Origin of the sequence: Pseudomonas sp. GM50 (genome assembly GCF_000282375.1) — a bacterium.
Classification (GTDB): Bacteria; Pseudomonadota; Gammaproteobacteria; order Pseudomonadales; family Pseudomonadaceae; genus Aquipseudomonas.
Genome location: NZ_AKJK01000082.1, coordinates 49,322 through 60,540, shown reverse-complemented (window position 1 = coordinate 60,540; position 11,219 = coordinate 49,322). Strand labels below are relative to the sequence as shown.

Sequence of the window (11,219 nt, the reverse complement as noted above, 5' to 3'; positions counted from 1 at the left end):
CTTGCCCGCGAAGGGGCCTTCGAAAACGCTAAAAGCTTCGCGGGCGAGCCTCGCTCCTACAAAAGCAGAAGCAAAGGCCAGCGCAGAAGCAGAGGCCACAGCCGCAGCGATTACGGGTGCTTGATGCCGTTGAGCTTCATCGACCCGATCAGCAGTTCATTGTTCTCAAGCTCAGCCAGGCCGGCGGTGCTGACTTTTTCCGGTGGATGGCCGGCGCCATGCTGCAGATAGCTCAGCAAGTTGCCCACCAGCGGATTGTGACTGACCAATAGAACGTCACTCACCGACACAAGTTGCTCCGCCACCTTGTCCGGATCGCTATCCGGGGTCAGCCAGTCGACGGTGCGAATCTCCGGCGCGAAACCGAGCGTCGTGCGCACAATTTCTGCCGTCTCCTGCGCTCGCTGATAAGGACTGGCATAAATGGCAGTGAGCGGCTTGCCCATCAAATAGGCGGCAGCACGCAACACCTCTCCACGGCCGTGGGCGGTCAATGTCCGCTCGGAGTCGGGGCGAGTACCGTGAGGTTCGGCTTCACCATGACGCAATACCCAGAGTTTCATAGCTTCGGTTCCTCATCTCGGGCCGGATGCGGTGCTGGCGCCACAACGTGCGGGGCTTCACCTTCCGGTGTACGCGGCGTCGGCCAGTCGGCGAACGGCCAGGGCTTCTGGTCGCTGTGAAAGCTGCCGAAACGACCGATCTGCGCCAGAAACTGGCTCAGGCTGTCGCCGAAATTCATCAAGCTGGCGCTCGGTGCGCCATAAATCAAACGATAGATCAGCTGCACAAACACCACCGCACCGAGGATCAATTGCGCCACTTGCCAGACCAGCACATAGACAATCATCCACAGCACTCGCAGCAGGATGGATTCGTACTTGGCTTCTACTTTCGGATCATTCATGTCTGTGTCGCTCCCTGCCCGTCTCGGTTAAGTGCTCAGTTGAAACCACTGGTGGAGATAAAATCCACGTCGGTTTTCGGTTCACCACGCATCAACAACTCAATCACCTGATCAAGCGTGCGCCCTTCGAACAGAATCGCATGCAATCCGGCGACCAATGGCATATACACGCCCGCGTCCTGCGCCTTGGCCTTGAGCACCTTAAGGGTGTTCACGCCTTCGGCGACTTCGCCCAGACGCGTCACCGCGTCCTCCAGGCTCAAGCCCTGGCCGAGGGCAAACCCGACCTGATAGTTGCGGCTTTTGGGCGACGAACAGGTGACGATCAAATCGCCGACACCCGCCAAGCCAAGGAAAGTCATCGGGTTGGCGCCCTGATTCACTGCGAAGCGGGTCATTTCCGCCAGTGCCCGGGTGATCAGCATGCTCTTGGTGTTTTCACCCATGCCCAACGCCACCGCCATGCCGGCGATGATTGCGTAGACGTTTTTCAGCGCCCCGCCCAGCTCCACGCCATAGCGGTCGGCGCTGGCGTACACGCGAAAGGTCCGGCCATGCAGCGCTTCCTGAACCTGTTGGCAAAGCGCTTCGTCTTCGCTGGCGACCACGGTGGCGGTCAGCGCGTGCTCGGCGATTTCACGGGCCAGATTCGGGCCCGACAGCACGCCGATGCGCGCTTGTGGGGCGATTTCTTCGAGGATCTCGCTCATCAGCTTGAACGTATGGGCTTCGATGCCTTTGGTCAGGCTCACCAGCAGTTTGCCGCTCAAACGTTCGGCGTGAGGGACCAGGACCGCGCGCAGCGCGCTGGACGGCAGCGCGACGAAGCACAGATCGCAGGCCTCCAGGGTGGCTTGCAGGTCCGTGACCGCGTCCACTGCCGGAAGAATCTTGATGCCTTTGAGGTAACGCGGGTTCTCACGATTGACCCGAATGGCCTCGGCCTGTTCGGGGTCGCGCATCCACAGCCGGACCTGATGCCCATTCTCGGCCAACAGATTAGCCACGGCGGTACCAAAACTTCCGCCTCCCAGGACCGCAATTGGGCGCTGTTCAGTCATATGCAATCCGTTAATCCATACCAGTGGCGATGCCGGCATTATACGGAGCGGCCCGGTCGCGGCCAGCCCCAGCATCAATTACCGACACTTGTAGGAAGAAGACCAAGAAAACCGAGGAAAATGCCCATAACGTGACTGGAAAAGTCTTTGCGCTCGGTTAACATGCGCGCCAACTAATCGCTATCAAGGCCGTGCCGTGTCTTTTGGCTTTCCCTGTCCTCGCTCGCCGCTGGTATTGGCGCTGATCTTCAGCTCGCCATTGCTGGCCGACGACCTGTTCCTCGACAATGATCCGTTGCCGCAAGTGCTGACGGCGACACGCCTGAAGCAGTCGCCTGCGGCCGTGCCGGGGAGCATGACGGTGATCGACAGCGAACTGATCAATGCCAGCGGCGCGCGGGACATCAGCGAGTTGCTGCGGCTGGTGCCGGGGATGATGGTCGGTAATATCAGCGGCAATCAGGCGGCGGTGAACTATCACGGCACCAATGCCAGCGAAGCGCGGCGCATGCAGGTGTTGATCGACGGCCGCTCGGTGTACCGCGCCGGCCTGGCCACAGTGGACTGGAGTGATATTCCGGTGGCCATGGAAGACATCGAGCGCATCGAGGTTTTCCGTGGCCCGAACACCGTCAGCTACGGCGCCAACGCGCTGATGGCGGTGGTCAATATCATCACCCGCAAACCGGCCGACAGCCACGGCACGCGGCTGAAAGTCACCCGTGGCCAGCGCGGCATCAACGATTTCTACGCCAGCCAGGGCATCGGTTGGGACAGCGGCGACTTGCGCCTGTCGCTGTCCGGCCAACAAGACGATGGCTTCGACTCGAACCGCACCGGTGCCGATTACCGCGACAGCCGTCGTTTGAACCGCTTCAGCCTCGCCGTCAGCCAGACGCTCAATGAAAACCAGAGCATCGACTGGCAACTGAATGCCAAGGACGGGACCAACCAGCGGCCCTATACCTATCGTCCCGTATTTTCAGGGATTACCGCCGCAGGGAACAATTCCGACGTCATCGCCAAGGACTATGCCGGCTCGCTGCGCTGGAATCTGGACATCAATCCCGATCACAGCCTTTATATTCAAGGCTCGGCGCAACACTGGGATCGCCAGCAAACCTGGCGTGCCTGCGATGCCGAGGTCTCGTTCAGCCCGCAGCTGACCCAACTTTGGCAGCTCAATCCCAATTACACCGAACGTCTGGCGCGCAACATCGCACGTTTCGCCGGCCTCGGCGCGCCCTCCGGCACAGCGGCGGAACAAGCCCTGGCCAATCAGGTCCTGACGCAATGGCGAAACGGCGCCAGCAAAACGCTGTGCGGCGATATTGACCAGAGCGCCCGGGAATCACGCTACGACCTCGAACTGCAAGACACGCTCAGCCTGTCCGACAGTCTGCGGCTGGTCAGTGGCATGAACTATCGTTACGACCGGGCAGATTCCGAGACCTACTTCAATGGCACGCTCGACGACACCACCTGGCGGGCGTTCGGCCAACTCGAGTGGCGCGCCACCGAACACTGGTTGTTGCAGGGCGGCGCGATGTACGAAGACACGCACTTGACCGGCAACTCGCTGACCCCGCGGGTAGCGGTCAATTACCTGATCAACCCGCGCCACGGCTTGCGCGCGGTGTATTCGGAAGCCATCCGCTCGCCGGACATGTTCGAGAACAACGTGAACTGGAGTTATCAGGTGACCAACCTGAAGCCCAGTGCCTACGGTCAGTCCAGCGCCCGCTATTTCGTCAAGACCCGTGGCCCGGGTGACCTCGAACAGGAACGCATGCGCTCCCGGGAATTGGGCTACAACGGCTACTTCGCAGAGTGGGGGCTGGCGGTCGATGTGAAGCTGTTCCACGACGAAATCACCGGCATGATCAGCGAACCACTGCGCAACAATCAGTACATCGCCAGCAACTCGAACAGCTCGCGCTTCACTGGAACTGAAACCCAGCTGGATTGGCGCATCAGCAGCGCCGATCGTCTGCGCCTGACTTATGCCTATGTCGATGCCGAAGCCAGCAACCCGCTGGATGCACAACAGACTGCGCGTAACAGCGGCTCCGCCGGTTGGCTACGCAGCTGGGGCCAGGGCTGGAACAGCGCGCTCTTCTACTATGGTGCCGACGCCCTCAACGGTTATCGCTTCGAACGGGTCGACACCCGCATCGCCAAACGCATCGGTTTGGGCAGGGCCAATCTGGAGCTGGCCGGGGTCCTCCAGCAACGCCTCGACAATCAGCCCACCACCTTCGTCGACAACAATTACGACGATCGCCGGGTGCTCTACTTCAGCGCGGAGCTGGAGTTCTAAGATGCAGCATCGCCCGTCACCGAAGACGCCAACCCTTGGCCGCCTGCTGGCCGGGTTGTGCCTGGTGTTTACCGGGCTGCTGTGCAATCTGCCGGCACGGGCCGCTGACATTCTGCTGACCGGTGCCGAGGACAGTCCCGGCGTGGAGTCTTTCGTTCAGGCCCTCAGCGAGTTGCGCCCCACCGACAGCGTGCGCTTCCAGCCTCTCGCCAGCCTGCCCGCGCCAGGCCAACTGCCTGTCGACACCCGCCTGGTGCTGCTCGACTTACCCAGCCTCGACTGGCGCCTGCAAGACACTCAGGGCCCTGCAACGCTGGTGCTGCGCATCAGCCGCCTGCAAGCCCGCCAACGCTTGGGCAATGAAATGCCCCCGCACCTCAGCCTGCTCTGGAGCGATCCACCGCTGGACCGACAGCTGCGCCTGACCCGACTGCTCCTGCCTGAGGCCCGACGGGTCGGCGTGCTTTTCGACAGCCACAGCGAATTCTTGTTGAAGGAACTGCGTGAGGCCGCCCTGCCCCTGGGCCTTGAAGTGGTCACCGAGCGTTGGGATAACACCAATGACAGCCGCCCCTTGCAGGCCCTGCTGAAAAACAGTGATGTGCTGCTGGGCCTGGACGACCCGGATCTGTACAACCCGAAAACCGTAAAAAACCTGCTGCTCAGCAGCTATGCGCGGCAATTGGCCCTGATCGGTCCCAACGCAGCCTTTGTCAGGGCCGGCAGTCTGGCCAGTACTTACAGCGACCAGAACGATTGGCTGAAAATTCTCGACGAGCTGCTCGACCGACCCTCGAGTACCTGGCCGCGCGCACTTTATCCGCAGCACTTCAAGGTCTTGAGCAACCCGCAAGTGGCTCGTTCACTCAGTATTGAACCGATGAATGAAGCCTCTGTCGCAACACAGCTGGCCGAAGGAGAACAACGCCCATGACCTTCCGTCGCGGCTGGGACATCAATACCCGCACTCAGATCATCAGCCTCGGCCCGGCCCTGCTGCTGACGTTGCTGCTGATCAGTTTTTTCACCTTCGTGCGAATCCAGGACCTGCGCCAGGAACTCAATCACACCGGTCAGCTGATCGCCAATCAACTGGCACCGGCCACCGAATACGGGGTGATTTCGGGCAACAACGAGGTGCTCGAAAGTTTGCTCAAGGCCACCCTGGCCACGCCCAACGTACGCTTTTTGGAAGTACAGGACAGAGCCAACCGGATTCTGGTGTACGTCGAGCAACCGTCGGAAGCCCACAACCGCTCGCATCAGGTCGAAGTGTTCCAGGCACCGGTGCGCCTGCAACGCATCGCACTCCACAATGACTTTTTTCAGAACAGCCGTAGCGCCGCCAGTGCGCCGGGCGAGGATTATCTGGGCCGGGTGATCGTCGGCCTGTCCAATGACGCCTTCAACCAGCGCCAGCAGGAAATCCTATTCAAGGCCGGGATCCTGGCCTTGTTCGCTCTGCTGTTTACGTTTTTGCTGGCTCGGCGCCTGGCTGGCAGCCTGTCGCAACCGATCCACGACATCGGCAACGCCGTCAAGGCGATCCAGAAAGGCGACTACAAAACGCCCCTGCCGATTGTCGACGACACTGAACTGGGCGCTCTGTCGCAGCACATCAACAACCTTGCCCAAGGCCTTGAGCAAGCCAGTCGCGAACAGCATCAGGCCATGGCGCAATTGATCCAGACCCGCGAGGAAGCGGAAAAAGCCAACAACGCCAAATCCGATTTCCTCGCGATGATGAGTCACGAATTGCGCACGCCGATGAATGGCGTGCTGGGCATGCTGCAACTGCTGGAAACCACCGAGATGACCGAGGAGCAGATCGAGTACGCGGCGCTGGCCTCCGAATCCACCGAACACCTGCTCAAAGTGATTAACGACATTCTCGATTTCTCGCGCATCGAGCGTTCGGAACTGGAGCTGGAGCACATCCCGTTCAACCTCGCAGACCTGATCGGCAGTTGCGCCCAGTCGTTCCAGCACAGCGCGGCGCAACGCGGGCTGGAACTGCAACTGCGGGTACCCGAGGACATGCGCGTCCTGCAGGTTCAGGGCGATCCGACGCGGATCCGGCAGATTCTGGTCAATCTGGTCGGCAACGCGCTGAAATTCACCGAACGGGGCCGCGTCACGATCGAACCGCAGTGGCAGTCCCTGGATCACGAACTGCTGTGGTTCACCTGCTCCGTGCGCGACAGCGGGATCGGCATCCCACCCGAAAGCCTGGAGTTAATGTTCAATGCGTTCCAGCAGGCCGACAGTTCTATTTCAAGACGTTACGGCGGCACCGGACTGGGGCTGCCGATTGCCCGCACTCTGGCTGAGCGGATGGGCGGCACCTTGCGTGCTCAGAGCGAAGAAGGCGTTGGCTCGGTGTTCACCCTGGAAATCCCTTTGGCTCTGTATAAGCAGCCACTGCCGGTGCTGACGCCACGAGGACATACCGGCGATGACCACGGCGAAGGTCTCAATGTGCTGCTGGTGGAGGACAATGCGGTCAATCGCACCGTTGTCGAAGCAATGTTGCGCAGTCTGGGCTTTACTGTCAGCGTCGTCACCGATGGTGCACAAGCGGTGCGTAGCGCCGAGAGCCGGACTTTCGACGCGATTCTGATGGACTGCCGACTGCCGGTCATCGACGGCTATGAGGCCACCCGACAGATTCGCCAACTGCCCGGCTGTGCCGACGTGCCGATCATCGCCCTGACGGCCAATGCCTTGCAGGGCGACCGCGAAGCCTGTTTATCGGCGGGAATGAACGATTACCTGGCCAAGCCCTTCAAACGCACTGATCTGCAGCAAATTCTGCAGCGTTGGGTGCAGTAGTACAGGCCTTTCGGCTATCTGCGACTGGCGTGAATGACGAAAGTGCGGCAGTCTTAGGCACCCGAACAGGCCCGAAAAGGGGCTTGTATAATAATTTCAGTGCACAAGTGTACATTCATGTCCTTGGTGCTGTGACTTTCACCACAACGCAATAGTCTATGAGTAGGCTGCTGACTCGAGGCATGAACGCTTCGATCGGCCGGGAAGATTCGCCCCACCCTGCCGCATGGACTATTGAGGAGCTCGCATGACCAAACAAAACGCCTTTACTCGGGAAGACCTGCTGCGCTGCAGTCGTGGTGAGTTGTTCGGCCCAGGTAACGCGCAACTGCCCGCCCCGAACATGCTGATGGTCGATCGCATCACCCATATCAGCGAAGAGGGTGGCAAGTACGGCAAAGGTGAATTGGTCGCCGAGCTGGATATCACTCCGGACCTGTGGTTCTTCGCCTGCCACTTCGAAGGTGATCCGGTAATGCCGGGCTGCCTGGGCCTTGACGCCATGTGGCAACTGGTCGGTTTCTTCCTCGGCTGGCAAGGCTTGCCGGGCCGCGGACGCGCCCTGGGTTCGGGCGAAGTGAAATTCTTTGGCCAGGTACTGCCAACCGCCAAGAAAGTCACCTATAACATTCATATCAAACGCGTCCTGAAGGGCAAGCTGAACATGGCCATTGCCGATGGTTCGGTGACCGTCGACGGCCGCGAAATCTATACCGCCGAAGGCCTTCGGGTCGGCGTTTTCACCTCCACTGACAACTTCTAAGGGTTATCCGCATGCGCCGCGTCGTTATCACTGGTCTGGGCATCGTTTCGTGCCTGGGCAATGACAAAGAGACCGTCTCCGCTAACCTGCGTGCAAGCCGCCCTGGCATCCGGTTCAACCCGGAATATGCTGAAATGGGTCTGCGTAGCCAGGTTTCCGGCTCCATTGACCTTCCCCTCGAAGAGCTGATCGATCGCAAGATTTTTCGCTTCGTCGGCCACGCGGCGGCTTACGCCTATCTGGCCATGAAAGATGCCATCGCAGACTCCGGCCTGACCGAAGAGCAGGTTTCCAACGTGCGTACCGGCCTGATCGCCGGTTCCGGTGGCGCGTCGACCTTGAACCAGATGGAAGCGCTGGACATCCTGCGCGAGAAAGGCGTCAAGCGCGTAGGCCCGTACCGCGTCACGCGGACCATGGGCAGCACCGTTTCGGCTTGCCTGGCCACGCCGTTCAAGATCAAGGGTGTGAACTACTCGATCTCCTCCGCGTGCGCCACCAGTGCTCACTGCATCGGTAACGCTGTGGAGCAGATCCAGTTGGGCAAACAGGACATCGTGTTCGCCGGTGGCGGTGAAGAAGAACACTGGAGCCAATCGTTCCTGTTCGACGCCATGGGCGCACTGTCCAGCCAGTACAACGAGACCCCGGAAAAAGCTTCCCGCGCCTACGACGCCAAGCGTGACGGTTTCGTCATCGCCGGCGGTGGCGGCATGGTCGTGGTCGAAGAGCTGGAACACGCCCTGGCCCGCGGCGCGAAGATCTACGCGGAAATCGTTGGCTACGGCGCGACCTCCGACGGCTACGACATGGTCGCCCCAAGCGGCGAAGGCGCCATCCGCTGCATGCAGATGGCCATGGCCACCGTCGACACTCCGATCGACTACCTGAACACCCACGGCACCTCGACTCCGGTCGGCGACGTCATGGAAATGAAAGGTGTGCGTGAAGTGTTCGGCGACAAGGCTCCAGCCATCAGCTCCACCAAGAGCCTGTCGGGTCACTCCCTGGGCGCCGCCGGCGTTCACGAAGCGATCTACTGCCTGCTGATGATGGAAGGCAACTTCATGGCGGGTTCCGCCAACATCGACGAACTGGACCCGGAAGTGGCAGACATGCCAATCCTGACCAAGACTCGCGAAGACGCCACCATCAACACCGTGATGAGCAACAGCTTCGGCTTCGGTGGCACCAACGCCACGCTGGTACTGAAGCGCTGGGCCGGTAAGTAATACCCCGCCCCGCTACGCTGCACACAAAAACGCCCCGACTGGTTCGGGGCGTTTTTTTTGTGCCTGAATAATGAGTACACCACGATCCCTGTGGGAGCGGGCTTGCTCGCGAAGAGGCCATCAGAGCCAACACAATGGGTGACTGTCATGCCGCCTTCGCGAGCAAGCCCGCTCCCACAGGTTCGGTGCCATCCTGCGACTTTCGTTTTCGCAAACATGAAGCTTTTGTCATGAAACTCAGCGGCCTGCGACCAAATGCCGCGTGTTTCAAGGGCTGCAGGATTTTCTCTGATTTTGCAAAAGTCCGTTACCGAACCTAGTCGTTTACTTAGCAGGCTAACCAAACATATAACGGAGTCCTGCACACGCCTTGCTGCAGATAACAGAGATTGGAGCTAGCAGATGACTGTAAAAGTAACTGAACGCGACGATTCACATATGTCCCACGAAGGCATCGCCGCCGGTATCCGCATCTGGGATGTACATCAACAAGACCTGTTGGTCGGGATGTTCCACTCCGAGACCGAAGCCCACAAATACAAGGCCGAACTGGAAACACTGGAGCAGCAACGCGAAGCGCGTTCTGCATAATGACCGCATTGAAAACGACAAACCCCGCCATGAGCGGGGTTTGTCGTTTTTGCAGTCTCTAACGGCTTACCACATCAGATCATCAGGGATCTGATAGGCCGCGTACGGATCGTCTTCGGCGCTGACTTCTTCTGTCTTCACATTCAGCTGCACGATGCGCTGCGGATCGCGCTCCTGAATCTTCAGAGCCGCTTCACGAGGGATCACTTCGTAACCGCCAGCGTGATGCACGATCGCCAGCGAACCGCTGCTGAGCTTGTTGCGCATCAGCGTGTTGACGGAGATGCGCTTGACCTTCTTGTCGTCGACGAAGTTGTAGTAGTCCTCGGTGGTCAGCTTGGGCAGACGCGAGACTTCGATCAATTGCTTGACCTGGGCGGCACGGGCCTTCGCTTCGGCCTTCTCCTGCTGCTGGCGGTTCAGCTCCTGGTCGCGCTTGACCTTCTCGGCCATGGCTTCCTGAGCGGCACGCTGCTGGGAGTCATCGAGTTCAATCTGACCTTTGTGGGCCAGTCGTTGCTGCTTCTGCTTCTCTTTGCCGACCTGTTTGGCCTGCTTTTGATTGACCAGCCCTGCTTTGAGCAACTGGTCGCGAAGGGAAATGCTCATGGTGCTTATTTCTCACTTAGGCAACTGCTCAACCGCAGCTGGGCAAATTCTTTTCCTGACGTTTGGCTTCGCCCCACAAGGCGTCCAACTCTTCGAGGGTGCAATCTTCTATGGGACGGTGGGTGTCGCGCAATGCCTGTTCGATAAATCGGAAGCGTCTTTCAAACTTTGAGTTCGCGCCGCGCAGTGCGGTTTCCGGATCGACCTTGAGGTGCCGAGCCAGATTGACCACGGAAAACAGCAGGTCGCCGACTTCATCGGCAATCGCTGCCGAGTCATTGTCGGCCATGGCTTCGAGCACTTCATCGAGCTCTTCGCGAACCTTGTCGAGCACCGGCAAGGCGTCCGGCCAGTCAAAACCGACCTGCCCCGCGCGCTTCTGCAGTTTTGCCGAACGGGACAGCGCCGGCAACGCGGCAGGCACGTCGTCGAGCAAGGACAACTGCTCTGGCGCCGAAGACTTCTCGGCACGCTCTTCAGCCTTGATCTCTTCCCAGCGTTGCTTGACCTGCTCTTCATTCAGGCGCGGGATGTCCAGCGGCGCATACAGATCACCGGTGGGGAACACGTGAGGATGACGGCGGATCAGTTTGCGCGTGATGCTATCGACCACGCCATCGAACTCGAAGCGCCCTTCTTCCCGGGCCAGTTGGCTGTAATACACCACCTGGAACAACAAGTCGCCCAACTCCCCCTGCAAATGATCGAAGTCCCCGCGCTCGATCGCATCGGCGACTTCGTAGGCTTCTTCCAGGGTGTGCGGGACGATGCTCGCGTAGGTTTGCTTGATGTCCCACGGGCAGCCGTACTGCGGGTCGCGCAGACGGTTCATCAGGTGCAGCAAATCTTCAAGTGAATACATCTTCTAATCTCTACACACTTCACTTGTAGGAGCGAGGCTTGC

Annotated in this window: 11 protein-coding genes; 6 read left to right on the top strand and 5 right to left on the bottom strand. The window is 59.7% G+C overall.

Annotated elements, in window-relative coordinates; translation table 11 throughout:
* Positions 1–110: 110 nt before the first annotated feature.
* The 3 genes from sixA to PMI30_RS09785 are packed head-to-tail and all read right to left on the bottom strand — an operon-like array spanning position 111 to position 1,968.
* Entirely contained in the window at positions 111–563 is a 453-nt protein-coding gene (gene sixA / locus PMI30_RS09775; RefSeq protein ID WP_008011674.1) for a phosphohistidine phosphatase SixA, read from the bottom strand.
* Positions 560–907, bottom strand: coding sequence for a DUF4389 domain-containing protein (locus PMI30_RS09780; RefSeq protein WP_008011673.1), 348 nt, complete (start codon positions 905–907; stop codon positions 560–562). The genes sixA and PMI30_RS09780 overlap by 4 nt, the downstream gene beginning before the upstream one ends.
* A 35-nt stretch (positions 908–942) precedes the next feature.
* The gene (locus PMI30_RS09785) at positions 943–1,968 is read right to left on the bottom strand and encodes an NAD(P)H-dependent glycerol-3-phosphate dehydrogenase (RefSeq protein ID WP_032835747.1); all 1,026 of its coding nucleotides are present in this window, start codon (positions 1,966–1,968) and stop codon (positions 943–945) included.
* A gap of 196 nt (positions 1,969–2,164) precedes the next feature.
* Between PMI30_RS09785 and PMI30_RS09790 the strand changes: the two genes are divergently transcribed.
* The 6 genes from PMI30_RS09790 to PMI30_RS09815 all read left to right on the top strand — a co-directional run bounded on the left by PMI30_RS09790 (position 2,165) and on the right by PMI30_RS09815 (position 9,706).
* Complete coding sequence (locus PMI30_RS09790) at positions 2,165–4,288, top strand: TonB-dependent receptor plug domain-containing protein (RefSeq protein WP_008011671.1); 2,124 nt, start codon at positions 2,165–2,167, stop codon at positions 4,286–4,288.
* Position 4,289: 1 nt separating this feature from the next.
* Complete coding sequence (locus tag PMI30_RS09795) at positions 4,290–5,222, top strand: ABC transporter substrate-binding protein (protein ID WP_008011670.1); 933 nt, start codon at positions 4,290–4,292, stop codon at positions 5,220–5,222.
* Positions 5,219–7,120, top strand: coding sequence for an ATP-binding protein (locus PMI30_RS09800; RefSeq protein WP_008011668.1), 1,902 nt, complete (start codon positions 5,219–5,221; stop codon positions 7,118–7,120). Before PMI30_RS09795 ends, PMI30_RS09800 begins: the two co-directional genes overlap by 4 nt.
* A 247-nt stretch (positions 7,121–7,367) precedes the next feature.
* Positions 7,368–7,883 carry a 3-hydroxyacyl-[acyl-carrier-protein] dehydratase FabA gene (gene fabA / locus PMI30_RS09805; protein ID WP_007899046.1) on the top strand — a complete coding sequence of 172 codons (516 nt, stop codon included), beginning with the start codon at positions 7,368–7,370 and terminating at the stop codon, positions 7,881–7,883.
* Between the two features lie 11 nt (positions 7,884–7,894).
* Entirely contained in the window at positions 7,895–9,115 is a 1,221-nt protein-coding gene (gene fabB, locus PMI30_RS09810) for a beta-ketoacyl-ACP synthase I (RefSeq protein ID WP_008011666.1), read from the top strand.
* Positions 9,116–9,517: 402 nt separating this feature from the next.
* Positions 9,518–9,706 carry a hypothetical protein gene (locus PMI30_RS09815; protein WP_008011665.1) on the top strand — a complete coding sequence of 63 codons (189 nt, stop codon included), beginning with the start codon at positions 9,518–9,520 and terminating at the stop codon, positions 9,704–9,706.
* A 66-nt stretch (positions 9,707–9,772) separates the two neighbouring features.
* On the opposite strand, the gene PMI30_RS09820 is transcribed toward PMI30_RS09815, so the two are convergent.
* Both PMI30_RS09820 and mazG read right to left on the bottom strand, forming a co-directional pair.
* Positions 9,773–10,315: a DUF2058 domain-containing protein gene (locus PMI30_RS09820; RefSeq protein ID WP_007899055.1), complete on the bottom strand. Its 543-nt coding sequence runs from the start codon at positions 10,313–10,315 to the stop codon at positions 9,773–9,775.
* A 28-nt stretch (positions 10,316–10,343) separates the two neighbouring features.
* Positions 10,344–11,177, bottom strand: a complete 834-nt coding sequence (mazG, locus tag PMI30_RS09825) for a nucleoside triphosphate pyrophosphohydrolase (RefSeq protein WP_008011664.1) — start codon at positions 11,175–11,177, stop codon at positions 10,344–10,346.
* Positions 11,178–11,219 lie beyond the last annotated feature (42 nt).

Coding starts and splice junctions, on each gene's coding strand:
- sixA (WP_008011674.1), bottom strand. CDS start 563: ATGAAACTCTGGGTATTGCGTCATGGTGAAGCCGAACCTCACGGTACT.
- PMI30_RS09780 (WP_008011673.1), bottom strand. CDS start 907: ATGAATGATCCGAAAGTAGAAGCCAAGTACGAATCCATCCTGCTGCGA.
- PMI30_RS09785 (WP_032835747.1), bottom strand. CDS start 1,968: ATGACTGAACAGCGCCCAATTGCGGTCCTGGGAGGCGGAAGTTTTGGT.
- PMI30_RS09795 (WP_008011670.1), top strand. CDS start 4,290: ATGCAGCATCGCCCGTCACCGAAGACGCCAACCCTTGGCCGCCTGCTG.
- PMI30_RS09800 (WP_008011668.1), top strand. CDS start 5,219: ATGACCTTCCGTCGCGGCTGGGACATCAATACCCGCACTCAGATCATC.
- fabA (WP_007899046.1), top strand. CDS start 7,368: ATGACCAAACAAAACGCCTTTACTCGGGAAGACCTGCTGCGCTGCAGT.
- fabB (WP_008011666.1), top strand. CDS start 7,895: ATGCGCCGCGTCGTTATCACTGGTCTGGGCATCGTTTCGTGCCTGGGC.
- PMI30_RS09815 (WP_008011665.1), top strand. CDS start 9,518: ATGACTGTAAAAGTAACTGAACGCGACGATTCACATATGTCCCACGAA.
- PMI30_RS09820 (WP_007899055.1), bottom strand. CDS start 10,315: ATGAGCATTTCCCTTCGCGACCAGTTGCTCAAAGCAGGGCTGGTCAAT.
- mazG (WP_008011664.1), bottom strand. CDS start 11,177: ATGTATTCACTTGAAGATTTGCTGCACCTGATGAACCGTCTGCGCGAC.